The organism is Paraburkholderia largidicola, from assembly GCF_013426895.1.
Classification (GTDB): Bacteria; Pseudomonadota; Gammaproteobacteria; order Burkholderiales; family Burkholderiaceae; genus Paraburkholderia; species Paraburkholderia largidicola.
Window position 1 is genome coordinate 44,602 of record NZ_AP023174.1, and the last position, 25,179, is coordinate 69,780.

Here is a 25,179-nt window from a genome sequence, read left to right on the forward strand (position 1 = left end):
CTCGACGCCCGCCACCATCCTCTAGTTGTTGACGTCGGCCTTTCGGGCCGCGTCGTCTTTTGCTCCAGCCTGTCTGCGGCTGTGCGTCCCGTCGAAGGAGACGCGCGATGAGCACCTTCACGAATCCACTCAAGCTGCGCCTCAAGGATCCGGACCCGCTGTTCGGCTTGTGGCTGTCGCTGGGCAGCGATAGCGCGGCGGAAGCGCTCGCGCACGCCGGCTTCGACTGGCTGCTGATCGACATGGAGCATGCGCCCAACGACAGCAGCGACGTCACCGGGCAATTGCGCGCGATTGCTGCGGCGCATCTGCCGACCGAACCCGTCGTGCGTCTGCCTGCCGTTGAGCAGTGGCTCGTCAAGCGCGTGCTCGATGCGGGCGCACGCACGCTGATGTTTCCGAACATCGAGACGGCTGACGAAGCGGCTCATGCCGTCCGCCTGACGCAATACGCGACCGTCGACGCACCGGACGGTCTGCGTGGCGTCGCAGGCGCGGTGCGCGCTGCCGCTTACGGCATGCGGCGCGATTATCTGCAGAACGCGAACGCGCAGATCGCGAACATCGTGCAGATCGAATCGCAACGCGCGCTCGCGAATCTGGAGCAGATCGCGGCGACGCCGGGCGTCGATTGCCTGTTCGTCGGACCGGCTGATCTCGCGGCGAGCCTTGGTCATCTTGGCGATTCGAAACACCCTGAAGTTCAGGACGCGATGAAGCATATTCTGGACGTCGCGCATCGTGCGCGTGTCGCGACGGGCATCTTTGCGATGGACGTCGCGAGTGCGCGGCAATACAGGTCGGAAGGCTTCCGCTTCATCGCGCTGGCCGCCGATGTGATGTGGCTGTTGCGCACCACGCGACAGGCACTGCAGGAGGCTCGGTCATGAAGCTGTTGTCGTTGCGCGCAATGCGCATTGCAAGCCGTGCCGTCATGCTGACGGCGTTGGCAGCCAGTGCTGCGGCGCATGCGCAAAGCAAGACGCCACCCGCGTCGGATATGGAAACGCAAACGGCCGTCGCCGATTACAACGCAGGCAACTTCACGTCCGCGCTCGCCGAGTTTCGCAAGGCCGCGCAGCGTGGCAGTCGCCTCGCCGAGTTCAACTACGCGATGATGCTGCTCAACGGCGAGGGTGGTCCTGCGAATGTCGAAGAGGGCAAGAAGTGGCTGCGTAAAGCCGCCGACGCGAATATGTCCCACGCGCAATACGTGTACGGCAAGATGTACGACGATGGCGAGTTCGTGGCGCGGGACCCTGCGGAAGCGCATCAATGGTTTCTGAAGGCTGCGCAGCAAGGGCACATTCAGGCTGAACTCGCGCTGGCGAACCAGTTTCTCGATGGGCGCGGCACCGCGCGTGATAACCAGCAGGCGTTCTTCTGGTACAAGAAGGCGGCCGAGGGCGGCGACATGACCGCGCAGTACGTGACGGGATCGTTTTACGAGCGCGGCGGCGACGGCGTGACGCAGAACCTGAACGTCGCGCGAGCCTATTACGCCGCGGCGGCCGCGCAGGGCGATCCGGCGGCGCGGCTCAAGTATCAGCAGCTCAGCACTCAACTACGCGAATCGCACGAAGCGAAGCCGCAATAAAAAACGGCGCCTGAAACTCAGGCGCCGTTTTGTTTTTGCCGGTCATGCTGCTGGTGCGGTCGGGTCAGCTCTGCATCAAACGCTTCTGTCGCGCGACGCTCATGATGAGTCCGATCGCGAAACCGAGCGTCGTCAACGCGGTGCCGCCGTAGCTCATGAACGGCAACGGCACGCCGACCACAGGAAGAATCCCGCTCACCATGCCGATGTTCACGAACGCATAGGTGAAGAACGCCATCGTCAGCGAGCCGGCCAGTAATCGGCCGAATAGCGTCGCGCCGTTCGCCGCGATGTACAGCCCGCGCGCGATCAGCGCCATATAGAGCGTCAGCAACACGATACCGCCTGCCAGGCCGAACTCTTCGGAGAACACCGCGAAGATGAAGTCGGTGTGCTTCTCGGGAATGAACTCGAGGTGCGCCTGCGTGCCCTTCAACCAGCCCTTGCCGAGCGGACCGCCCGAGCCAATCGCGATGACGGCCTGAATGGTGTGGAAGCCTTTGCCCAACGGGTCGGATGTCGGATCGAGCAGCGTGCAGATGCGGTGCTTCTGGTAGTCATGCATCAGCGGCCATTGCACTTCAGGCTGGCAGATCTTGTCCTGGAACGTCGCGATAGCGCCGACGGCAATCACGCCCGCAATCAGCACAGGGACGATCAGCTTGAAGCTCAGCCCCGCGAAATAGATGACGAAGAAGCCCGCTGCGAACACGAGCACGGCTGTGCCGAGGTCGGGCTGCTTCGCGATGAGCCCGACGGGCACCGCGAGAATCAGCACGCCGACGATGTAGTCCCACCAGCGGATGTTGCCTTCGCGACGCTGGTAGTACCACGCGAGCATCAGCGGCGTCGCGATCTTGAGGATCTCCGACGGCTGGATCACCACGCCGACGTTGATCCAGCGTTTGGCGCCCTTGCGCGTGAGGCCGAATAACGCCACGGCGACCAGTAACGCGACCCCGAATGTGTAGAGCGGGACGGCGAAGCGCATCAGCGTCGTAGGTGGGATGTTGGCCAGCACCCACATCAGCGCGAACGTCAGGATGATGTTGCGCAGCTGGTCTTCGACGCGGCCGGGCACGTCGAGGCTCGCGCTGTACAGCGTCACAATGCCGACGCACAGCAGCAGAAACACGATCAGTGCGAGCGGGCGGTCGAAGCCCGCGAACATCTTCTTGAAGCGTTCGAGCCAGGCGCGCTTGTCGATTTGCATGCCTTTCTCCTTACTCGTCGATGCCGCCGGAAACGGGACCACGCGGCACGGCCTGCGAGTCCTCGTTGCGCGACGGCGCGGCGGCGACCGGCCGCGCATCGCTGGCCGGACGGGGTTTTCGTGGGGACTTGCGGGCGTCGGACGCCTTGACGGGTGCCGCAGCCGTGGTGGCTGTCGCGTCAGATGCAGCGGGTGGCTGCGCGACCGTGGCCGACGCGACGCGCGGCGCCTTGGCCGGCTTCGACGCCGAAGCGGCTCGCGGCGCTGCGGCTGACGCAGCGACAGGCGCCGAAGCCGAGGCTGCGCCCGACGCCGCGACAGCGCCAGATGCATCCGATGGAGGCGCCGCATGCGGCGTTGATGCGCCCGCTGGCATCGGCAGCGGCTTGAAGCCGGCCGCGACGGCGACAGGCTGAATGTCGCCGGTAGGCGCCGCCGGCGCGCTGCCGATGACGGGCGCCGACGTTTCTTCCGTCGCCGACGCGGCCGCCACGACGGCTGCCTGCTCGACGCCCGGCTTCAGTCGGTCGACGAGGTAATAGTCGAGCACGCGCCGTGCGATCGGGCCCGCGGCTTGCGCGCCCCAGCCGCCGTTTTCGACGATCAGCGCGATCGCGATTTTCGGGTTGTCGGCGGGGGCGAACGCAATGAAGAGCGCGTGGTCGCGCAGATGTTCAGCGAGCGCGTGGCCGTGGTACTTCGCGCCTTGCAGCGAGAACACCTGCGCCGTCCCCGTCTTGCCCGCCGACACATACGCGGCATTGCGGAACACCTGATACGCAGTGCCCGACGGGTTCATCGTCACGTTTTCCATGCCGCGCTTCACGACGTCGATATCGGACTGCTTCACGTCGATGCGTCCGTCGTCCTTCGGCACGGTTGCGCGCAATGCCCGGGTGATCGGATTCTCGATCTCCTTCACAAGGTGCGGCTTCATCACCGTGCCGTTGTTCGCGAGTGTCGCCGTCGCGTGTGCGAGCTGAAGAATCGTGTACGAGTTGTAACCCTGGCCGATGCCGAGGCTGATCGTCTCGCCTTCGTACCAGCGTTGCTGCTCGGGCTTGCGATACGCCTTGTGCTTCCAGTCCGTCGAGGGCAGGATGCCGCGCGCTTCGCCGGCGATATCGATGCCCGTAATCTGGCCGAAGCCCCACGGTTTCATGAAGCCGGCGATCGCGTTGACGCCGAGATCGTGCGCGAGCATGTAGAAGTAGGTGTCGTTCGACACCATGATCGCGCGGTTCATGTCGATCCAGCCCTGACCCTGCGGCACGTCGTTGCGGAACGTGTGGCCGCCGAACGTGTACGAGCCCGGATCCTGGAAGCCCCACTGCGGCGTGCGCTTATGCAGGGTCAGCGCGGCGAGCGCCATGAACGGCTTGTACGTCGAGCCGGGCGGATACGTGCCGTGCAGCGGACGGTTCAGCAGCGGGTGATCGGGCGAGTTGTTCAATTCGTCCCACGTCTGCTGGTCGATGCCGTCGACAAACGAATTCGGATCGAAGCTCGGTGCGGACACGAACGCGAGCACGTCGCCTGTCGACGGTTCGATCGCGACGAGCGCGCCGCGGCGGCCGGCGAATGCCTGCTCGGCGACCTGCTGCAAACCAATATCGAGCGACAGCACGAGGTTGTTGCCCGGCGTCGCCTGCGTGCGCGACAGCGTGCGCACCGGGCGTCCGCCTGCCGTCACTTCGACTTCCTCGAAGCCCGTCAGACCGTGCAGTTCCGTCTCGTAGCTCTGCTCGACGCCGATCTTGCCGATGTAGTCGGTGCCCTTGTAGTTGTTCGCGTCGAGGCGCGCATCGTAGTGCTCGGGATCGCTGTCGTTCTGATCGCTGGCGTCGTCGATCTTGTCCTGGTCGCGCTGCGAAATGCGCCCGATATAGCCGATCACGTGCGCCGCCGTCGGTCCGAGCGGATATTGGCGGAACAGGCGCGCGCGCACTTCGACGCCCGGGAAGCGGAAACGCTGCGCGGTGAAGCGCGCGACTTCGTCGTCGGTGAGTCGTGTGCGGATCGGCAGGCTTTCGAAGTTCTTCGAGTCTTCCTGCAGCTTGCGGAAACGGCGACGATCGCGCGCGTCGATACTGATGACGGTCGCGAGATTGTCGATCACGTTGTCGAGCGTGTCGTTCAGCTTCGACGGCGTGATTTCGAGCGTGTAGGCCGAGTAGTTCTTGGCCAGCACGACGCCGTTGCGGTCGGTGATGATGCCGCGGTTCGGCACGATCGGCGCGACCGAGATGCGGTTTTCATCGGCCTGCAGCGAATACTTGCTGTAGTGCCAGACCTGCAGGAACAGGAAGCGGAACGCGATCAGCCCGAAGCAGACGAACACGAACAGCCCCGCCGCCGCGACGCGCAGGCGGAATTTCGTGAGCTGCTGCTGGGTGTCCTTGAATTCGGTCATGCAGTTGGGCAGGAACTGCCGGTTATGCGGTTTGAATCAATTCGGCGGCGAGGCGTCGGTGCGTTGCCGGGTTCTGCGCTGCGTCGTCCGGTTGCGCAGCGCATTGTGTCGTCGAGCGCTTGTGAAGGCGGCGAAAAATCTGGCGCGTTCATGAGCGGACGGGCGGCGCAGGCGGTCAGATAGGCCGCGTATCGTCCGGATCGGCCGGACGGCGCTGCGGCATCAAAAGCAGAATGCTCGCGATCGGCCAGAGCGCCGCTTCGACGAACCCGTCGATCAGATAACCCCAGCCCGGAAACGCCGCGCCCGTCAGCAGGCGGATCACGAACGGCACGAGTTGCGCGACGACGAGCAGCGGCATTACCGCGAAAACCTGCACGCCGATCGACATCCACAGCACGCGGCGATGGATCGTGATCGCGCCATACGACAGCAGCGTGTAGGCGAGCGCGTGTTCGCCGAGCAGGCTGGCGTTGTGCACGTCCATCAACAGGCCGAGCATGAACGCGATGCCCATGCCGACCTTGCGCGGCTGATGTACGTTCCAGAACAGCAACACGAGCGCGACGAAATCGGGCACGCCGACCAGACGGCCCCACGGCATCATGTTCAGCAGGAAAGCGGCGGCGAGGCTGAACGCGATGAAATAAGGATTGACGGGCTGCAGGATGTACTGCGGGCGATTCATTGCTTGGCCCCCTGATTTGCCCCTTGTGCGGCTTGAGGCTTCGCGCTCTTTTCAGCGGCCGGCTTCTTGTCGGTCGATGCTTTGCCGGCAGCCTTGCCCGACGATGCGGCGACCGGCGCAGCCGGTTTTGCCGGAGCCGTAGCTGCTGCAGGCGCCGATGCAGATGCCGTCGGAGCAGCCTTCGCGTCCTTCTCGCCTGGCTTGCCCTTGTCCTGCGCTTTCGCGTTCTTCTTCTTCGCTTCCTTCGCGGCTGCGGCGGGATCGGGTTCGTCGGCGGGGCGCGGCGGCACGTTGTTCTCGTAGTGTAGGACAAGCAGATCGCGAGCACCGCGCACAGGTGCGATGGGCTGGCAGATCACGCGCGCGAACGCCGTATCCGCCTGCTTGTCGACGCGCACCACCTTCGCGACAGGCAGCCCCGGCGGATAGATACCGTCGAGACCGCTCGTCACGAGTTCGTCGCCGGCCAGCACATCGGCGCTGATCGGCACGAAACGCAGGTCGAGCGCGTCGCCCTTCGGCGTGCCGTAGATCACGCTGCGCAGACCCGTGCGGACGATCTGCACGGGGACGGCCTGATCCTTGTCGGTGAGCAACGTCACTTCCGACTGCATCGGGAACACGCGCGTCACCTGGCCGATCACGCCGTCTTCGTTGACGACAGGCGAACCGTCCCTGATGCCTTGCTGCGATCCGCGGCCGATCACGACCTTTTGCGTGAACGGATCACGCGTGTCGTACTGGATTTCCGCGGGGATCGACTGCGTTGTCATCCGTTGCGACAGTTGCAGCAGATTACGCAGATGCGCGTTTTCCGCGTCGAGCTGGGCCGCCTGGTTGGCCTGCTGCGACAACTGCAGATTGCGTGTGCGCAACTTGTCGTTCTCGCCACGCAGCGTCGCGCCGGTGACGGCGAGATCGGCGGCGCCCATGAAGATGTCGCGCGGCACCAGCGCCGCGCGCTGCAACGGATACAAGCCCGCGCCGAGCACGCCGCGAACGATTTCGAGCGTCCGGAAGCGGGCGTCGGAGATGAGCAGGGCGAGCGCCACCAGCACGAAGAAAATCAGTCGTGCGAGAGCCGAGGGGCCTTGCTTGAACAGGGGCGGCGGACTGTATTCCATGGTCGCCGGGAGCGTGAGCGAATGGGTGAAACGGCGGCGCGCTAGGCGCGCGCGCAATGCACAAAGCGCACAAAGGCTGGCGGAGCCAGCCTTTCAGTGCGCGCTGCAGACATGGAGACTGGCAACCTTACTCGTACGAGAAGATGCTGCCGAGCTTGTCCATGCGTTCGAGCGCCATGCCCGAGCCACGCACGACGCACGTCAGCGGATCTTCGGCGACCAGCACGGGCAGGCCCGTTTCTTCGGCCAGCAGACGGTCGAGGTCGCGCAGCAGTGCGCCACCGCCCGTCAGCATCATGCCGCGCTCGGCGATGTCGGCGCCGAGTTCCGGCGGCGTCTGTTCCAGCGCGATCTTCACCGACGACACGATCTGGTTCAGCGGATCGGTCAATGCTTCGAGAATTTCGTTGCTCGAAATGGTGAAGCTGCGCGGAATGCCTTCCGACAGATTGCGGCCCTTCACTTCCATTTCCTTGACTTCCGAGCCCGGGAACGCGGAGCCGATTTCCTTCTTGATGGCTTCGGCGGTTTGTTCGCCGATCAGCATGCCGTAGTTGCGGCGGATGTAGTTGACGATCGCTTCGTCGAACTTGTCGCCGCCGACGCGCACCGAACCCTTGTACACAATACCGCCCAGCGAGATCACGCCGACTTCCGTCGTGCCACCGCCGATATCGACGACCATCGAGCCCGTTGCTTCCGAAACCGGCAGGCCCGCGCCGATTGCTGCTGCCATCGGCTCTTCAATGAGGTAAACCTGCGATGCACCCGCGCCGTGTGCCGCTTCCTTGATGGCGCGGCGCTCGACCTGCGTCGAACCGCACGGCACGCAGATGATGATGCGCGGCGACGGCGAGAACATACGGGATTCGTGAGCCGTCTTGATGAACTGCTTGATCATCTGTTCGGTCACGGTGAAGTCGGCGATCACGCCGTCCTTCATCGGGCGGATCGCCTCGATGTTGCCCGGCACCTTGCCGAGCATCTGCTTTGCTTCTTTGCCGACTGCCTGAATGGTCTTCTTGCCATTCGGGCCGCCTTCCTGGCGAATAGAAACGACGGACGGCTCGTCGAGAACGATACCTTTGCCACGCATGTAGATGAGCGTGTTGGCCGTGCCGAGGTCAATGGCCAGATCGTTGGAGAAATAGCTGCGCAAAAAACCGAACATGCAAAATCCTGTCTCGCTGGGGGCCGGGCCTCGCATCGAAAGCGTAGGGCGGCAGCGGAAAAAAATTAGCAGCCTCATGTCCGGCCAAGTGCGCCGTAAGAAGCATGAAACTGCGAGGGAACGTACCGGAGGCTATAGCAAGGCAGCCGAGCTGTCGTTCAGCGATCTCTGAAAATGTCAGAAAGCCCTTGGTAAGACGGTCCGGGTTTGGGTCGAACGCGTAATGATACCTTATAATTTTGCTTGATTTAAAGGAAACGAATGGCACTTTTTGCCGTCGCCGGCCCCAATTTCGAGGGCCTGCTCCAATGACCTAACCCGCTGTCGCAGCATCGTTTTTTCATCGTTGCGGCAGACTGCCACTTTTCCGGTGACTGCATGGCCCTGACTCTGACCGATGTGAAACGCATCGCCCACCTCGCGCGGCTCGAATTGCCCGATGCCGACGCCGAGCACACGCTGACCCAGCTCAACGACTTCTTCGGCCTTGTCGAACAGATGCAGGCGGTGGATACAACGGGCATCGCGCCGCTCGCGCATCCCATCGAGCAGATCGAAGACGTGGCGCTGCGTCTGCGCAACGACGCCGTGACCGAAAACGTGAATCGCGACGACTACCAGCGTCCGGCGCCCGCCGTGCAGGACGGCCTGTATCTGGTGCCGAAGGTGATCGAGTAAGCGCCGCGTCGATGATTAAGCACAGGGTTGTGTGTCACGCGTGCGACTTGTCCGCGCGCAACACGGCCCGCTTTGTTCGGCACGGCCAGTCTGGCCCGGCCTGCCGGCGGGCGGCCGGATGCCTTCACGGCGGCGCATCGCGCCGTCGCGCTTTCCAGGAAAAACGCAATGCATGAGAAAAGCTTGACCGAACTGCGCGCCGCGCTCGACGCGAAGCAATGCTCCGCGGTCGAACTGGCGCAGACGTATCTGAAACGGATCGACGACCACAAGGCGCTGAACGCGTTCGTTCACGTCGATGCGCAACAGACGCTCGCGCAGGCGCAAGCCGCCGACGCGCTGATCGTCGCCGGCAACGCCGGTCCGCTGACGGGTCTGCCCATCGCGCATAAGGACGTGTTCGTCACGCGCAACTGGCGCTCCACGGCCGGCTCGAAAATGCTCGAAAACTATACGAGCCCGTTCGATGCAACGGTCGTCGAGCGTATCGCGCGCGCGGGCATGGTGTGCGTCGGCAAGACCAATATGGACGAATTCGCGATGGGTTCGTCGAACGAGAACTCGTACTTCGGCCCGGTGCAGAATCCGTGGGATCGCAAGGCCGTGCCGGGCGGTTCGTCGGGTGGTTCGGCGGCGGCTGTCGCCGCGCGCCTCGCGCCCGCCGCGACTGGCACCGACACGGGCGGCTCGATCCGCCAGCCGGCGTCGTTCTCGGGCATCACGGGCATCAAGCCGACGTACGGCCGCGTGTCGCGCTACGGCATGATCGCGTTCGCGTCGTCCCTCGATCAGGGCGGTCCGATGGCGCAGACGGCCGCCGACTGCGCGCTGCTGCTCAACGCAATGGGTGGCTTCGACGAGCGCGACTCGACGAGCCTCACGCACGATCACGAAAACTACACGCGCTATCTCGGCCAGACATGGTCGGGCGCAGGCAACGCCGCTGACAAGCCGCTCGCGGGCCTGCGTATCGGCCTGCCGAAGGAATACTTCGGCGCGGGCCTCGCCGACGACGTGCGCGCATCGATCGATGCCGCGTTGAAGCAATACGAAGCGCTCGGCGCGACGCTCGTCGAAGTGTCGCTGCCGAAAACAGAACTGTCGATTCCCGTCTACTACGTGATCGCGCCGGCGGAAGCGTCGTCGAACCTGTCGCGTTTCGATGGCGTGCGTTACGGCCATCGCGCGGCCGAGTATCGCGATCTGCTCGACATGTACAAGAAGTCGCGTGCCGAAGGCTTCGGCCCTGAAGTGAAGCGCCGCATTCTGGTGGGCACGTATGTGCTGTCGCACGGCTACTACGATGCGTACTACCTGCAGGCGCAGAAGATCCGCCGCATCATCGCGCAGGATTTCCAGGAAGCGTTCAAGCAGTGCGACGTGATCATGGGCCCGGTGGCGCCGTCTGTCGCGTGGGATATCGGCGCGAAGGGCGACGATCCCGTGCAGATGTATCTCGCGGACATCTACACGCTGTCGGTGAGCCTCGCCGGTTTGCCGGGCATGAGCGTGCCGTGCGGCTTCGGCGCGGGCGCGAATGCGCAGCGCCCGGTCGGCTTGCAGATCATCGGCAACTATTTCAACGAAGCACGCATGCTGCAAGTGGCGGACGCGTTCCAGCGCGTCACGGACTGGCATCGCAAGGCGCCGGCGGGAGTTTAAGCATGGCAACACAATGGGAAGTCGTTATCGGTCTCGAGACCCACGCGCAGTTGTCGACGGTCTCGAAGATTTTCTCGGGCGCGGCCACGCAGTTCGGCGCCGCGCCGAACACGCAGGCCTGCCCCGTCGATCTGGCGTTGCCGGGCGTGCTGCCCGTGATGAACCGCGGCGCTGTCGAGCGCGCGATCCAGTTCGGTCTGGCAATCGACGCGACGATCGCGCCGCGCAGCATCTTCGCGCGCAAGAATTACTTCTACCCTGATCTGCCGAAGGGCTATCAGATCAGCCAGTACGAAATCCCTGTCGTGCAGGGTGGCCAGATCACCATTCAGGTTCCGGCCAACGAAAAGGCTGGCAAGGAAGCGTACGAAAAGACGGTGAACCTGACGCGCGCCCACCTCGAAGAGGATGCGGGCAAGTCGCTCCACGAAGACTTCGCGGGCATGACGGGCATCGACCTGAATCGCGCGGGCACGCCGCTGCTCGAGATCGTCACCGAGCCGGAAATGCGCAGTGCGGCCGAAGCAGTCGCCTATGCGAAGGCGTTGCATGGTCTCGTCGTGTGGCTCGGCATTTGCGACGGCAACATGCAGGAAGGCTCGTTCCGCTGCGATGCGAACGTGTCGGTGCGGCCGGTCGGTCAGAAGGAATTCGGCACGCGCGCCGAGATCAAGAACCTGAACTCGTTCCGCTTCCTCGAAGAAGCGATCCAGTACGAAGTGCGTCGCCAGATCGAACTGATCGAAGACGGCGGCACGGTGGTGCAGGAAACGCGTCTGTACGATCCGGACAAGCGCGAAACGCGTTCGATGCGCAGCAAGGAAGACGCGCACGATTACCGCTATTTCCCCGATCCCGATCTGATGCCGCTCGTGATCGATTCCTCGTGGGTCGAGCGTGTGCGAGGCGAACTGCCGGAACTGCCGGCGGCGATGCAGCAGCGCTTCGTCGAGCAATACGGTCTGACGCCGTACGATGCAGGCGTCGTCACGTCGAGCAAGGCGATGGCCGCATACTACGAAGCCGTCGTCGCGAAGGTCGGCGCAGCGCAAGCGAAGGTCGCGGCGAACTGGCTGATGGGCGAAGTGTCGTCGCAACTGAACCGCGAAGACCTCGACATCGCGAACAGCCCGGTGTCTGCCGCGCAGCTCGCGCTCGTACTGCAACGCATCGCTGACGGCACGATCTCGAACAAGATCGCGAAGGAAATTTTCCTCGCGATCTGGGAAGAGAAGGCCACGGACGAAGCCGCCGCCGACCGCATCATCGAAGCGAAGGGCCTGAAGCAGATTTCGGATACGGGCGCGCTCGAAGCGATCATCGACGAAGTGCTCGCCGCGAACCAGAAGTCGGTCGAGGAATTCCGCGCGGGCAAGGAAAAGGCGTTCAACGCGCTGATCGGCCAGGCGATGAAGGCGACCAAGGGCAAGGCGAATCCGCAGCAGGTCAACGAGCTGTTGAAGAAGAAGCTGGGCTGAGTGTCGTAGTGGGACCGGCCTTCGCGTGCGGCATGTCGCATGCAAAGGCCAGGACGGGCTGTTGTCGCATCGAAAGTCGCGCAACGGCCCGTTTGCTTTTCCATTCGACGTGACAGCCCGCCGCACAGGAGGAACAACGATGGCAAAGAAGAACGGTCTCGACGAATATCGCGTGCCTCTTTTCGACGAAGGCAGCAAGTCCAAGTTTTCCCTCGCTGATGTCGATCCGTCCTTGAAGCCGTTTTCGACGGGTTCGAAAGATACCGACCGCGAACGGCTCGCCGAGATCGGCGCGGCGCTCGATGCACAGCAGGAACGCCTGCACGCGCAGCGCGTGCAGCGTGTTTTGCTCGTGCTGCAAGGCATGGACACGAGCGGCAAGGACGGCACGATCCGCGCGGTGTTTCATGAAGTCGATCCGCTTGGCCTGCGCATCGTCCCATTCAAGGCGCCGACGCCCGTCGAGCTCGCGCACGATTTCCTGTGGCGCATCCACTCGCAGGCGCCCGCCGCCGGCGAACTGACGATCTTCAACCGCAGCCATTACGAAGACGTGCTCGTGCCCGTCGTGCTCGGCTCGATGGACAAGGACGCGCGCCAGGCCCGATACCGGCACATTCGCGATTTCGAGCGGATGCTGGCGGAGAACGGCACGACGATCATCAAATGCATGCTGCACATTTCGAAGGACGAGCAGCGCGAGCGTCTGCAGGCGCGCATCGACGATCCGACCAAGCACTGGAAATTCGACGTCTCCGATCTCGACGCGCGCAAGCTGTGGGACAAGTATCAGGAGGCGTACGACGATGCGCTCGCCGCGACGTCGACGGATTACGCGCCGTGGTACGTGATTCCCGCAAACTCGAAGACGCATCGCAATGTGATGGTTGGCGAATTGCTGCTGCGCGCGTTCGAGTCGCTCAAGCTCGAATTCCCGCCCGCGAAAGAATCGCTGAAGGGCGTGATAGTCGAATGATCTTCACCTTTTCGAATAGACGAAAACATAACGAAGGAAAAACATGTTGCGTGTGATCACCGCCAACCTGAACGGCATCCGTTCGGCGGCCAAGAAGGGATTTTTCGAGTGGTTCGGCGAGCAGAAGGCCGACGTCGTGTGCGTGCAGGAAATCAAATGCTCGCAGGACGACATGACGCCTGAATTTCTCGCGCCGCACGGTTTCACCGGCTATTTCCAGCATGCGGTGAAGAAGGGTTATAGCGGCGCGGGTCTCTATACGCGTCACGAACCGGATGAAGTCGTGATCGGTTTCGGCAGCGAAGAGTTCGATCCCGAAGGGCGTTACGTGGAAGCGCGTTTCGGCAATCTCTCGGTGATTTCGGTGTATGTGCCGTCGGGTTCGAGCGGCGACGAACGCCAGCAGGCGAAGTACCGCTTCATGGACGAGTTCATGCCGCATCTCGCGGAGTTGTCGAAAGAGCGCGAAGTGATCGTGTGCGGCGACGTGAACATCGTGCACAAGGAAATCGACATCAAGAACTGGAAGGGCAACCAGAAGAACTCGGGCTGCCTGCCGGAAGAGCGCGCGTGGCTCACGAAGCTGTTCGACGACGTTGGCTACGTGGACGTGTTCCGCACGCTCGATCAGCGGCCCGAGCAATATACGTGGTGGAGCAATCGCGGCCAGGCGTATGCGAAGAACGTGGGGTGGCGTATCGACTACCAGATCGCGACGCAGGGCATTGCGGCGACGGCGAAGCGTGTGGATGTGTTCCGCGACATCAAGTTCAGCGATCACGCGCCCGTGACCGTCGACTACGCGCACAAGATCGCGAAGAAATAAGCGAAAGCGGCGTCAGTCGCTCGCGGTCGTACGACGCGGGCGGCCGATGCCCGCGTAGTCCGGCAGTGCATCGACGTTCTTGCCGATGGCTTTCGCGTACAGCGGCAGCATGTCGGCCAGTCGCTTCATGATGTCCGCGCGGCGTTCCGCGTTGTACGGGTGCACGTAGATAAAGCCCTGATCGCGGTTGTTGCGCGTCGCGACGGCGAGCTTGTCCCAAAGCGTGATGGCCGCGCGCGGATCGTACCCGGCACGCGATGCAATATCGCTGCCGATCACATCGGCTTCCGTTTCGTCCGCGCGTTCATACTTCATTTCCAGCAACTGGGTGCCGATGCCGAGCGGCGCTTCGCCGAGATCGGCGAGGCCGAAGAGTTGCGGAATCGTCCCCGATCCGAGTTGCGCGGCCTGCTGTTCGCCGAGACGCTCGCGCGCATGCTCACGCAGCGCGTGCGCGATTTCATGGCCGAGCAGCATACCGAGTTCGTTGTCGTTGGGCTTGACCTTGTCGAGCATGCCGCCGTACACGACGATCTTGCCGCCAGGCAAACAGTACACACGAATGTCCGGCGAACGCAGCACCGCGATGTCCCACTTCCAGTTCTTCGCGCGGTCGTTCCATTTCAGCGAATACGGAATCAGCTTGTCGACGATCGCCTGCACGCGCTTCACATGCGCGTCCGATGTCGGATAGAGCCGGCTCATATGCTCAGCGCCGCGCGCGATCTGATCGAATTCCTCAGCCGATTGCGCTTCGAGCATCGGCGACGGAATCAGATTGCGGAAGACTGCGTAGCCGCCGTAGCGCAATTGCGGATTCGGCATGAAAGGCGGCGGGGGCGTTGGCGCTGGCGTGCGAGCCGTCACGGGTGCTGGCGGCGTCGCTATCGCTGTGCCCGCAGATGCGCCGGACGTGGCGGCCGGCGCTGATTCGGACTTCGGCGCCGATGGCGCGGAAGGCGTCGAAGGCGCGGCAGCAGGCGGGTTCGCAGCGGGCGGCGCGCTGACGCTCGACGTCGCTTCGGCAGCACATGCCTGTATCGACGGCGTCACGCCGAACACCGCGCACGCGGCGAGCACAGCCAGATGCAGCGCACGCGTACGGGCGCGCATGCGATATGCAGGCGATCGACGAAAAGCGGCGCGCGAAGGCGGACCCATGTCGGCGCGCCGCGACGCAAACACCATCACGACTGCTTTCTCCAAGGGGCGATCCGGAACAACAGTAGCATGCCCGGTATAGCAAGCGCTGTGCAGACCAGGAAGTAGTTGAACCAGCCGATCTGCGCAACGACGAAACCGCTTGCTGCCGACGCCAGCGTGCGCGGCACCGAAGCCAGCGACGTGAAGAGCGCGAACTGTGTCGCTGTATAGCGCGGATCGGTCGTGCTGGCGATATACGCGGTGAACGCAGCCAGCGTGAGACCTGTCGTGAAAGTCTCGAAGCCGTACACGAGCGCGAGCGCCACCGACATCGGATCGAGCTGTACCGTCCAGCCAACGCCGAGCAGCGACAGCAGTTTGGTCGTGCCCGCGCTGAGCGCGACGGCGATGTCGTACACGACTGTGAGTCCCGGCGAAGTGGGCCCGACATGCGCGAGCCACGCGAAGCCGAGCGTCGACACCATCTGCAGGATGCCGAAGATCCACAACCCGCGGCCAATGCCGATGCGCATCAGCGCAATCCCGCCGATGATGCCGCCCGCCAGACTCGCCCCGAACGCCGTCGTCTTCGCGATCACGCCGATCTGCGTGCGCGAAAAGCCGATGTCGAGAAAGAACGACGTGGACAGCGTGGTCGCCATCGTATCGCCGAGCTTGTACAGGAAGATGAAGCCAAGTACGAACAGCGCGCCGCGCCAGCCGTCACGCAGAATGAACTCGCGGAACGGCTCGACGATCGCTTCGCGCAGGTTCTTCGGCGGCGTGCCGTGCACTTCGGGCTCGCGCACGACGAGCGTCATCACCATGCCCGGCAGCATGAACGCGGCCGTCACGATGAACACGGTCGCCCACGGCAGATGGTCCGAGAGAATCAGCGCGAGCGAACCGGGCACGAGCGCCGCGATCTTGTAGGCGTTCACGTGCACCGCATTGCCGAGGCCCTGCTCGGTGTCATGCAGCAGTTCGCGTCGATACGCGTCGATCACGATATCCGAACTCGCGCCGAAGAACGCGACGAGCGCGGTCAACGCGGCCACCGTCCAGATCGAATCGCGCGGCGAGACGATGCCGAGCGATGCGATCGCGCCGGCGACCAGAATCTGCGTGAAGAGCATCCAGCCGCGCCGGCGACCCGGCCGCCAGCCGGGCAGACGCGGCACGTAACGGTCCATCAGCGGCGCCCAGAGGAATTTCCACGTGTAGGGAAACTGGATCAGCGCGAACAGGCCGATTTCCTTCAGGTTCACGCCTTCGGAGCGCAGCCAGGCCTGGACGAGATAGACGAGGGTGAACAGCGGCAACCCCGACGTGAAGCCGAGGAAAACGCAGATCAGCATGCGCGCGTTGAGAAACGCGCGCCAGCCGGGATGTTCTTCGTGAGCGGTTAGTGCAGGCGCCTCGTGTGGCGGGTTCGACATGAGATAGTGACGTTAGCTTTTCTTGACGCGATAGACCGCAAGACTACCACGCCAGTTCACGCCCCATCGCACCTGCTGGCCGCCATGCAGCACGACGCGGTCGAGAATCTCGATACCGACTTCCGGCGCGAGCGCCTCGAAATCCTTGATGGTCAACACACGCACATTCGGGGTGTTGTGCCACTGATAAGGCAGCGACTTCGACACGGGCATGCGTCCCTGCAAAACCGACAGGCGGTGCGCCCAATACCCGAAATTTGGGAACGAAACGATGCATTCCTTACCGACCCGCACCGTCTCGCGCAGGATCGCGGCCGTCTGGTGAATGGTCTGCAGCGTTTGAGAAAGGATCGCAAAATCGAAGCTGCCGTCTTCGAACAGGCGCAGGCCGTCTTCCAGATTCTGCTGGATCACGTTGATGCCGTTCTTCGTCGAAGCGAGCACGCCGACGTCGTTGATCTCGATGCCGTAGCCCGTCACTTCGAGTTCTTCCATCAGCAGTGACAACAGCGAGCCGTCGCCGCAGCCCAGATCGAGCACTGTCCCGCGCGGCTCGACCCAACGGGCGATCGCGCGGAAATCCGGCCGCGTCGCAAGATAATCGAGAGCGCGCTGGTTCATGCGTTCACCTCTGCAGCAATGCGTTCGTAGTAGGCGCGCATCAGGTTGTGGTAGCGCGCGTCGTCGAGGAGAAAGGCGTCGTGGCCGTGTGGCGCATCGATTTCGCCGTACGTGACCTGGCGCTTGTGATCGAGCAGCGCCTTCACCAGTTCGCGCGAGCGCGCGGGCGCGAAACGCCAGTCGGTCGTGAAGCTCGCGATCAGATACTTCGCCTTGGTATGCGCGAGCGCGGCCGTGAGGTCGCCGTCGTACGCTTTGGCGGGATCGAAGTAATCGAGTGCGCGCGTGATCAGCAGATACGTGTTCGCGTCGAAGTAATCGGCGAACTTGTCGCCCTGATAGCGCAGATACGATTCCACTTCGAACTCGACGTCGAAGTTGAAGTTGTAGGCATCCTCCGCGCCTTCCGCGCGGCGCAGCGCACGGCCGAACTTCGCGGCCATGTCGTCATCCGACAGATACGTGATGTGGCCGATCATCCGCGCGACGCGCAAGCCGCGCTTCGGCTTCACGTTATGCGCGTAGTAGTTGCCGCCGTGGAAGTCGGGGTCCGACAGGATCGACGAGCGTGCCACTTCATTGAACGCGATGTTCTGTGCCGAGAGCTTCGGCGTCGATGCCACGACGATGCAATGCGCGAGCCGCTCGGGATACATCATGCTCCACGCGAGCGCCTGCATGCCGCCCAGGCTCCCGCCCATCACGGCCGCGAATTTCTCGATGCCGAACGTGTCGGCGACGAGCGCCTGCGCGTTCACCCAGTCTTCGACCGTCACGACGGGGAAGCGCGCGCCGTAGGGGACGCCTGTCGACGGATCGATGCTCATCGGGCCGGTCGAACCGAAGCACGAACCGAGGTTGTTCACGCCGATCACGAAGAAGCGGTTGGTGTCGAGCGGTTTGCCGGGGCCGACCATGTTGTCCCACCAGCCGACGTTCTTCGGATCATCCGCGTAGACGCCCGCCACGTGATGCGACGCATTGAGTGCGTGGCACACGAGCACGGCATTGCTGCGCGCGGCGTTGAGCGTGCCGTACGTTTCGACGACGAGGTCGTAGTTCGCGAGCGAGCTGCCGTTCTGCAGACGCAGCGGCTCGGAGAAATGCATTGTTTGTGGAGTGACGATCCCGATCGATTCCATTCATTCCGCCTTCTGACATGGGGCGGCTAAATGGTGTCGGCGATGGCGCGGAAGGAGCATGTGCGCGGCTGACGACCTCTTTAGCCGCATTTATAGTGAACCGGAATGGATGAACTCCATCCGCTGGTTCGCGCGCCCGCAATCGAGTCAGCAAATCGGCGCGTTGTGCAATTCTGGACCGTCAAGAACGGTCAAGCGCAGAGTATAGCGGAAAATGCGCCGCGCCTGCGTTGGCCGGCTACTGCAGGATGAGGCGCAGTTGCGCGTCGGCCTGTTCGATCGGTGCACGCGAGAAGCCGCTGCGCACGAAACGATGCCAGCGTCCGATGATGTAGCTGAGCAAAAGACTCGCGCGCGCCACGGGATCGTAGTCGGCGGGCAGGGGGATTGGATTGTGTTCGGCGTGGCTCGACGCGTCCATCAATCCGAGTCGCAGACACTGCTTGAGCGACGCCTCGACGCGCTCGAGCAGCTGATTCACGCGCTCGGTCAGCCGTTCGTGTTCGCCGACGAGCGCTTCGCAGGTCAGCACGCGCGTCATGCCGGGATTCTTCGCTGAAAAATTGAGCAACATGAGCGCGATTGCGCGTGCCTGCAGCACGCCGTTCGGCTCTTTCGCGATGATCTGGTTGATGAGCCCGAAAAGCGTCTGCTCGATGAATTCGATCAGCCCTTCGAACATCTGCGCCTTGCTCGCGAAATGGCGATACAGCGCCGCTTCCGATACGCCGATGCGCGCGGCCAAAGCCGCCGTGGTGATCTTTTCGTTCTTCGGGGCCTCCAGCATCGCGGCCAGCGTCTGGAGGATATGCACGCGCCGTTCGCCCGGTTTCAGGCGCGTCGCGCGCGGTGCGGTTGACTGTTCTTCGGTTACGTCCTCGTCATGCTTGCGGATAGGCTGCATGTCTGTCGTCCCTGTTATCGCCAGGCCGGATGCTCCGTGAGTGGTTCGATCGGCCTGCCCGGGCGGGTGCCCAGTCTCAACGATTTTAGCGAACGAATGCAGCGGTCGACATAGTGCGGGCGACCGGTGCCCGGCAATCGCGCAAGCGAACCGTCCGGGCGGACATGCTGCGGCAGGTGGCCGGTGATCCACACCGTGCGGATGCCGAGCCGCCGGTAATTCTTCAAATGGCTGCGCGTGTCTTCGACAAGTACCGCGTCGGCGAGACGCACATGCGCGTCTCGCATCGCACGGCGCAGCATCCCGTGATCCGGCTTGGCGCGCCAGTAGCGGCGGTCGCGCATATGTTCGATGGCGATCACGCGCTCGAACAGCCGCTCGATGCCGAGTTCTTTCAGCACGTCGAGCGCGTACGCTTCCGGCGCGTTGGTCAGCACGATCTTGCGGCCGGGCAGCGCATCGACGAGCCGTTTCAGGCCGCGCTCGCTGCGCAGCATCGCGCGCAGATCGGGGAACGTGTGGACGTAGTCGAGGAAGTCGTGCGCATCGACGTCATGATGGCGCGTGAGTCCCAGCAGCGCCGCGCCGTAGCGCTGCGTGTAGCCGGTGCGCAGGCGGTTCGCTTCGTCGCGCTCGACTTGCAGCGTATCGATGATGTACTGCGTCATCGCGGAGTTGATGGCCGGGAAGATCGCGTGCGACGCGTGATGCAGCGTGTTGTCGAGATCGAACAGCCAGACGGGCGTGCCGGCGTGAATCTGCGGCCGACGGCGCTTCGGACGGAAAGTGCGCATGATGTTGCGGCGTGGTAGATATCAAGCGCGCGAGGCGGTCCGCTGCCGTGCGACACGGGCGGCGCGCGATGCGTGCAAAGGGAAAGCTCGAGACAGCGCAGGACACTGCGCGAAAGACCGAAGGCCAGTATGCCTTCTGCGAAGCACGGCGGCCAGCGTGCCGTGCTTCGCGTGAAGCGTGAGTCAGCGTGATACGTGACGCAATGAAGCCGCTCAGTGCGAGCGGATCATCGTGCCGAACGGCTGCTCCGTCAGGATTTCGAGCAGCACCGAATGCTCGATGCGGCCGTCGATGATGTGCACCGAACGCACGCCGCTCTTGGCGGCGTCGAGCGCCGACGAGATCTTCGGCAGCATGCCGCCCGAGATCGTGCCGTCGGCGAACAATGCGTCGATTTCGCGCGCGGACAGATCGGTCAGCAGCGTGCCTTCCTTGTCCATCACGCCCGGGATGTTCGTCATCATGACGAGCTTCTCGGCGTTCAGCACGACGGCCAGCTTGCCCGCGACGAGGTCCGCGTTGATGTTGTACGACAGGCCGTCTTCACCGAAGCCGATCGGCGAAATGACGGGAATGAACGCATCGTCCTGCAGCGCCTTCACGACGGCCGGGTTGATCGCCTCGACTTCGCCGACCTGGCCGATGTCGATGTACTGGCCGGGGTTGTCGCGATCCGGCATCAGCAGCTTGCGCGCGTGGATCAGGCCGCCGTCCTTGCCCGTCAGACCGACCGCGTGACCGCCGAAATGGTTGATCAGCGTGACGATGTCCTGCTGCACTTCGCCGCCCAGCACCCATTCGACGACTTCCATCGTCTCTTCGTCGGTGACGCGCATGCCCTGGATGAACGTGCCCTGTTTGCCGATCTTCTTCAACGCCTGATCGATCTGCGGACCGCCGCCGTGCACGATAACCGGGTTGATGCCGACCAGCTTCAGCAGGATCACGTCGCGCGCGAAGCCCTGCTTCAGGCGCTCTTCCGTCATCGCGTTGCCGCCGTATTTGATGACGACGGTCTTGCCGTGGTACTGGCGGATATAAGGCAGCGCCTCGGCGAGAATTTCAGCCTTCAGCGTGGGGGCGATCTGGGACAGGTCGGGAGACTCGGACATGGCGGCGGCTCGGACACGGAAACGGTGAAAACAACGCCGGATTGTACACAACTGGCGCGGTGCAATAGTGAAACTGACGTGTGCCGTCGCGGTGATCGTGGCCATTTTGCCGCAGTGCGGAAAAGCGGATTTCACGGGTGACGGTTGCAATGTTCACGCGCAATTTGCAGGGAGCGGCGAAAGGTTTGGGCCGTTGCCAGGCTGGTTAGTTCTGTCGCGCGAACGAAAAGGCCTGCCTCGAAAGGCGGCCCGGATGGGCGGCAGCGGGCAGGCGTTTTGCTGGCTTGCGCGAAGTGGCATCATGTCTGAATCCACTGACCGGTTTCAGCCCGTTGTCATGAATCCGTCCCCATTCGAATCGACTGGATCTTCCGCGATGTCCAGCGCGCGCTGCCCGCGCTGCCGCCGTGTGTTCGACTGCGGTGCGCGCGGCGGCCGCGAGGCGTGCTGGTGTGTATCGATGCCCGCAATGCCCACCGAGGCGCTCGACGCCGGCACCGGCTGTCTATGCCCCGAATGCCTGGCCGATGCGATCGCACGCACGCGCGCAGTGGAAGGAAGCGCCGCGCCCGCGCCGGACTAGGCGCGCGAATCCGACAGTGCCGAGAGGTCGCGCGTCAGCTTGTCGAACACCGGTTCCCACTGCGCGAACTGCGACTGCCGGTACAGGGTCGCGCTCGGATACCACGGGCTGTCGGTGCGATCGAGCAGCCAGACCCAATGCGGATTCACGTCGAGCAGCACCCACGTGCGCTGCCCGATGGCGCCGCTCAGATGCGCGACGGACGTGCATACGGTGATCACCAGATCGAGCGCGCCGAGATAGGCGGCGGTGTCGTCGAAGCTTTTGAACTCGGCCGTGTGGTCGGCGATATCGAGTCCTGCCGTGCGGGCTGCCGCCACTTCGGCTGAGGCGCCGGGCTGCAGCGAATAGAAAGCGACGTTGTCGAACTCGCGGAAGGCGTCGACGTAGCGTTCCAGGCCGACGCGGCGGTACGGATTGCGCTGGTGTCCGTGGCTGCCCGTCCAGACGAGTCCGACCTTCAGCCGCTTTTCGCCGGCGAGGCGTTGGCGCCACGCGTCGACGGCCTGCGGATCGGCTTGCAGATACGGAACAGTCGACGGGATCGTTTCTTCGCGCGTATCGAACAGCAAAGGCAGCGAGAGCAGCGAGATTTCATAGTCGAACTTCGGCAGGTGCTCGATGCCGCCACCTAGTGTGAACTCATCGACGTGTTGCGCGAGCGAGCGTCCGAGCAGCGCGCCCATTTGCGGAAACGAATTCCACGAAAGACGCCCGCCTTCGCGATGCACGCGCTCGGCCAGCAACGGAACATACCGGCAGAACTGCAGCAGATCGCCCATCCCCTGTTCGCCCCACAGCAGCAGCGTCTTGCCTGCGAGCGATTCGCCGCGCCAGGCGGGCCCGGGCAGCACCGGTCGTCTGCCCGCGAGTTCCTTCGATCCGTCCCAGCGCGCTTCGTGCTCGCGCCAGCCGTCGGCGTAATTGCCGCGCAGCAGATGGATCATGCTCAGGTTGGACAGGTGCGATGGCGTGTCCGGCGCGGCGCGGTGCGCGGCCAAGGTGAAGCGCTCGGCGTTTTCCCATTGTTGCGCTTCGCGCAGTGTCTGCCCGTGATTGCCGAGCACGATCGGATTGTCGGGCTGAAGCCCGATCGCGCGACGCTCGGCTTCCAGCGCGCTGTCGAGGTCCAGCCGGGCGAGGTGCGACCTCGCGAGATTGACCCACACGTTCGCGTCGTCGGGATTCTGGTGAAGCGCGGCCATCAGCAGTTCGTTCGCTTCCACTGAAGACGAATTCGTCCACATCAACGCGCCCGCCAGATTGTTGCGCAGGCTATACAGGTCGGGCTCGATGGCGAGCGCGTCACGGTAGGGCGCAACGGCATCGCCGTGACGGTTCATCAACTGCAGCGTAAGGCCCAGGCGAAAGAGCGCTCTGGGATCGCGCGGCGCGAGCGCGGCACACGCACGGGCAATCGTCTCTGCCTCGCGGCCCCGTTGCCGGGCGACCAGTTGAGGCATCATGTCGTCGAGCGAAGCGGGATCGGTTGGAAACAGATGGGAAGCCGCCTGAAGCCAGATGTCATGGGCTTGCCGGTCGTCTTGCTGCAGTGCTGCGACAGCATGACGCAGAAATGTCTGGAAGGAATCCAAAAGAACTTGATGTGGATCAACCATTGTTTGGGGTGTTGTGGGTAGAGAATGTCGGGCGCGTCGGAAGCGTCAAAGAACACTATAGTTCCGATCATTCGCTGGATGAATCAGACCCCTCCCAACAGGTAAACTCGCAGGATGCAGCGCATAACCGTCACCGGCCGGGTCAATCTCGGGCATCTCTTCTGGCTACGCAGTCTTGCCATCATCGGGCAACTCGTGACAATCGGGTTCGTCCAGATCTTTGTCGGCGTCAAGCTGCCGTTGCCGGCCATGTTGCTCATCATCGGGCTCGAAGTGATTTTCAACGGGCTGACCTGGCTGCGTGTCGCGAGCCAGAAGCCCGAGTCGAATCTCGAGCTATTCGGGCAGTTGTGGGTCGACCTCGGCGCGCTGTCCGCGTTGCTGTTTCTGTCGGGCGGCACGACCAATCCTTTTGTCTCGTTGTATCTGCCGTCGCTGGCGATTGCGGCTGCCGTGCTGCCCTGGCATCTGATGGCATGGCTCGCCGCGTTCGCGGTGGCGTGCTATGCGGTGCTCGGCTTCGAATCGGTGCCGCTCAATCTCGACAATCCCGCGAATCTGTTCGACTACTACCGCGCCGGCATGTGGGTGAACTTCATGGTCAGCGTCGGGTTGATCGCGTGGTTCGTGGCGCGCATGTCGCGCGGGCTGCGTCAGCGCGATGCGGCGCTCGGCGATGCGCAACAGCGTCTGCTGCGCGACGAGCGCGCGGTCGCGCTGGGCGTGCAGGCCGCGACGGTTGCCCATGAAATCGGCACGCCGCTGTCGACGATCGCGATGCTCACGGAAGAACTGCGCGACGCCGCGCGCAGCGACGAAGGCCTGAAGCCCTACGCCGCCGACCTCGACATCCTCGACCAGCAGATGACGCTGTGCACGTCGGCGCTCGCGCGCCTGCGCAGCCGCGCATCGACGCAAGGCAGCCGCCAGCGGATCGACGAATGGCTCGACTCCTTCGCCGATCAGTGGCGCCTGCGGCATCCGCACGTCAAGTTCGAGCGCCTCGGCGAGCCGCCCGCGAACGTCAGTGTCGACGACACCGTCGCTGTCGGCCAGATTCTCACCATCCTGCTCGACAACGCCGCGCGCGCGAGCCGCGATCACGTGACGCTCGCCGCGAAGCTCGCCGACAACGATTCCATCGAATTCGAGGTCTGCGACGCCGGGCCTGGTGTGCCCGCGTCGCTGCGTGGCGTGCTGGGCGCGGCGCCCGTCGACAGCACGCAGGGCGGTCATGGCGTCGGGCTGTATCTGGCGTTTTCGGCGGCGGCGCGGCTCGGTGGATCGATCGAGCTCACCGACGTCAGCGAAATCAAGCCGCGCGGCACGCGCGCAGTATTGCGGTTGCCTTTGGCCCGCGAGCAAACGGGCGCGGGCCGGCAGGGCGCCGCGTCGTCCAATACGGAGAAGCAAGCATGAGCGATAAGAATTTTCTGGTCATCGACGACGATGAAGTGTTCTCCGGCATCCTCGCGCGCGGTCTGACGCGTCGCGGCTTCACGGTGTCCGAGGCTCACAACGCCGACGAAGCGATTCGCCTCGCGAATCAGCAGAAGTTCGGGCAGATCACCGTCGATCTGCATCTGGGCGACGACTCCGGCCTGAATCTCGTGGCGCCGCTGCGCGATCTGCAGCCGAACGCGCGGATGCTGGTGCTGACGGGCTATGCGAGCATCGCGACGGCTGTGCAGGCGGTGAAGGACGGCGCGGATAACTATCTGGCGAAGCCCGCGAACGTCGAAACGATCCTCTCCGCGCTGCAAACGGAAGCGAGCGCGTTGCAGGCGGAAGAGGCGATCGAAAATCCGACGCCGCTGTCGGTGGCGCGGCTGGAGTGGGAGCACATCCAGCGCGTGCTCGCGGAAAACGGCGGCAACATTTCGGCGACGGCGCGCGCGCTGAACATGCATCGACGCACGTTGCAGCGCAAGCTCGCGAAGCGGCCGGTCAAGCAGTGACCTTGCCGTCGCCTGTTTGCGGACGAGCATGAAAAAG

General features: G+C 63.7%; 23 protein-coding genes. 10 read left to right on the forward strand and 13 right to left on the reverse strand.

Annotated features, from left to right (window positions below):
* Positions 1–107 precede the first annotated feature (107 nt).
* Both PPGU16_RS00210 and PPGU16_RS00215 read left to right on the forward strand, forming a co-directional pair.
* A complete protein-coding gene (locus PPGU16_RS00210; RefSeq protein ID WP_180721188.1) occupies positions 108–890 on the forward strand; it encodes an HpcH/HpaI aldolase family protein in 783 nt (260 codons plus the stop codon).
* A complete protein-coding gene (locus PPGU16_RS00215) occupies positions 887–1,597 on the forward strand; it encodes a tetratricopeptide repeat protein (RefSeq protein WP_180721189.1) in 711 nt (236 codons plus the stop codon). The genes PPGU16_RS00210 and PPGU16_RS00215 overlap by 4 nt, the downstream gene beginning before the upstream one ends.
* Positions 1,598–1,661: 64 nt before the next feature.
* On the opposite strand, the gene rodA is transcribed toward PPGU16_RS00215, so the two are convergent.
* The 5 genes from rodA to PPGU16_RS00240 all read right to left on the reverse strand — a co-directional run bounded on the left by rodA (position 1,662) and on the right by PPGU16_RS00240 (position 8,206).
* Entirely contained in the window at positions 1,662–2,810 is a 1,149-nt protein-coding gene (rodA, locus tag PPGU16_RS00220; RefSeq protein WP_180721190.1) for a rod shape-determining protein RodA, read from the reverse strand.
* A 10-nt stretch (positions 2,811–2,820) separates the two neighbouring features.
* Positions 2,821–5,223 (reverse strand): penicillin-binding protein 2, encoded by a 2,403-nt coding sequence (gene mrdA / locus PPGU16_RS00225; protein WP_180721191.1) that lies wholly within the window; start codon positions 5,221–5,223, stop codon positions 2,821–2,823.
* A gap of 175 nt (positions 5,224–5,398) precedes the next feature.
* Positions 5,399–5,911 carry a rod shape-determining protein MreD gene (gene mreD / locus PPGU16_RS00230; RefSeq protein ID WP_180721192.1) on the reverse strand — a complete coding sequence of 171 codons (513 nt, stop codon included), beginning with the start codon at positions 5,909–5,911 and terminating at the stop codon, positions 5,399–5,401.
* Complete coding sequence (gene mreC / locus PPGU16_RS00235; RefSeq protein WP_180721193.1) at positions 5,908–7,035, reverse strand: rod shape-determining protein MreC; 1,128 nt, start codon at positions 7,033–7,035, stop codon at positions 5,908–5,910. The genes mreD and mreC overlap by 4 nt, the downstream gene beginning before the upstream one ends.
* A 127-nt stretch (positions 7,036–7,162) precedes the next feature.
* Positions 7,163–8,206 (reverse strand): rod shape-determining protein, encoded by a 1,044-nt coding sequence (locus PPGU16_RS00240; RefSeq protein ID WP_004189550.1) that lies wholly within the window; start codon positions 8,204–8,206, stop codon positions 7,163–7,165.
* A 378-nt stretch (positions 8,207–8,584) separates the two neighbouring features.
* Here PPGU16_RS00240 and gatC point away from each other — a divergent pair, with 378 nt between their 5' ends.
* The 5 genes from gatC to PPGU16_RS00265 all read left to right on the forward strand — a co-directional run bounded on the left by gatC (position 8,585) and on the right by PPGU16_RS00265 (position 13,826).
* On the forward strand, positions 8,585–8,884 hold the full coding sequence (gene gatC, locus PPGU16_RS00245) for an Asp-tRNA(Asn)/Glu-tRNA(Gln) amidotransferase subunit GatC (RefSeq protein ID WP_007582035.1): 300 nt from the start codon (positions 8,585–8,587) through the stop codon (positions 8,882–8,884).
* A 168-nt stretch (positions 8,885–9,052) separates the two neighbouring features.
* Complete coding sequence (gene gatA, locus PPGU16_RS00250; RefSeq protein ID WP_180721194.1) at positions 9,053–10,546, forward strand: Asp-tRNA(Asn)/Glu-tRNA(Gln) amidotransferase subunit GatA; 1,494 nt, start codon at positions 9,053–9,055, stop codon at positions 10,544–10,546.
* Between the two features lie 2 nt (positions 10,547–10,548).
* Entirely contained in the window at positions 10,549–12,024 is a 1,476-nt protein-coding gene (gatB, locus tag PPGU16_RS00255; protein ID WP_180721195.1) for an Asp-tRNA(Asn)/Glu-tRNA(Gln) amidotransferase subunit GatB, read from the forward strand.
* A gap of 139 nt (positions 12,025–12,163) precedes the next feature.
* Positions 12,164–13,000, forward strand: coding sequence for a PPK2 family polyphosphate kinase (locus tag PPGU16_RS00260; RefSeq protein ID WP_180721196.1), 837 nt, complete (start codon positions 12,164–12,166; stop codon positions 12,998–13,000).
* A 43-nt stretch (positions 13,001–13,043) separates the two neighbouring features.
* On the forward strand, positions 13,044–13,826 hold the full coding sequence (locus tag PPGU16_RS00265; protein ID WP_180721197.1) for an exodeoxyribonuclease III: 783 nt from the start codon (positions 13,044–13,046) through the stop codon (positions 13,824–13,826).
* Positions 13,827–13,838: 12 nt separating this feature from the next.
* On the opposite strand, the gene PPGU16_RS00270 is transcribed toward PPGU16_RS00265, so the two are convergent.
* The 7 genes from PPGU16_RS00270 to argB all read right to left on the reverse strand — a co-directional run bounded on the left by PPGU16_RS00270 (position 13,839) and on the right by argB (position 20,982).
* Positions 13,839–15,014, reverse strand: coding sequence for a M48 family metallopeptidase (locus PPGU16_RS00270; protein WP_180722503.1), 1,176 nt, complete (start codon positions 15,012–15,014; stop codon positions 13,839–13,841).
* On the reverse strand, positions 15,014–16,408 hold the full coding sequence (locus tag PPGU16_RS00275; protein ID WP_180721198.1) for an AmpG family muropeptide MFS transporter: 1,395 nt from the start codon (positions 16,406–16,408) through the stop codon (positions 15,014–15,016). Before PPGU16_RS00275 ends, PPGU16_RS00270 begins: the two co-directional genes overlap by 1 nt.
* Before the next feature lie 12 nt (positions 16,409–16,420).
* Complete coding sequence (metW, locus tag PPGU16_RS00280; protein ID WP_180721199.1) at positions 16,421–17,029, reverse strand: methionine biosynthesis protein MetW; 609 nt, start codon at positions 17,027–17,029, stop codon at positions 16,421–16,423.
* Positions 17,026–18,171 (reverse strand): homoserine O-succinyltransferase MetX, encoded by a 1,146-nt coding sequence (metX, locus tag PPGU16_RS00285; protein WP_180721200.1) that lies wholly within the window; start codon positions 18,169–18,171, stop codon positions 17,026–17,028. Before metX ends, metW begins: the two co-directional genes overlap by 4 nt.
* A 238-nt stretch (positions 18,172–18,409) precedes the next feature.
* Entirely contained in the window at positions 18,410–19,075 is a 666-nt protein-coding gene (gene slmA, locus PPGU16_RS00290; RefSeq protein ID WP_180721201.1) for a nucleoid occlusion factor SlmA, read from the reverse strand.
* A gap of 14 nt (positions 19,076–19,089) precedes the next feature.
* Positions 19,090–19,869, reverse strand: coding sequence for a pyrimidine 5'-nucleotidase (locus PPGU16_RS00295; protein ID WP_180721202.1), 780 nt, complete (start codon positions 19,867–19,869; stop codon positions 19,090–19,092).
* A gap of 213 nt (positions 19,870–20,082) precedes the next feature.
* Positions 20,083–20,982 (reverse strand): acetylglutamate kinase, encoded by a 900-nt coding sequence (gene argB, locus PPGU16_RS00300; protein ID WP_012399489.1) that lies wholly within the window; start codon positions 20,980–20,982, stop codon positions 20,083–20,085.
* A gap of 301 nt (positions 20,983–21,283) precedes the next feature.
* Here argB and PPGU16_RS00305 point away from each other — a divergent pair, with 301 nt between their 5' ends.
* Entirely contained in the window at positions 21,284–21,565 is a 282-nt protein-coding gene (locus PPGU16_RS00305; RefSeq protein WP_180721203.1) for a cysteine-rich CWC family protein, read from the forward strand.
* Here PPGU16_RS00305 and PPGU16_RS00310 read toward each other — a convergent pair.
* Positions 21,562–23,184 carry a tetratricopeptide repeat protein gene (locus tag PPGU16_RS00310; RefSeq protein WP_180721204.1) on the reverse strand — a complete coding sequence of 541 codons (1,623 nt, stop codon included), beginning with the start codon at positions 23,182–23,184 and terminating at the stop codon, positions 21,562–21,564. The genes PPGU16_RS00305 and PPGU16_RS00310 overlap by 4 nt on opposite strands.
* A gap of 114 nt (positions 23,185–23,298) precedes the next feature.
* Here PPGU16_RS00310 and PPGU16_RS00315 point away from each other — a divergent pair, with 114 nt between their 5' ends.
* Positions 23,299–24,603, forward strand: coding sequence for an ATP-binding protein (locus tag PPGU16_RS00315; RefSeq protein WP_180721205.1), 1,305 nt, complete (start codon positions 23,299–23,301; stop codon positions 24,601–24,603).
* Entirely contained in the window at positions 24,600–25,142 is a 543-nt protein-coding gene (locus PPGU16_RS00320; RefSeq protein WP_180721206.1) for a response regulator transcription factor, read from the forward strand. Before PPGU16_RS00315 ends, PPGU16_RS00320 begins: the two co-directional genes overlap by 4 nt.
* The last annotated feature ends 37 nt before the right edge of the window (positions 25,143–25,179 follow it).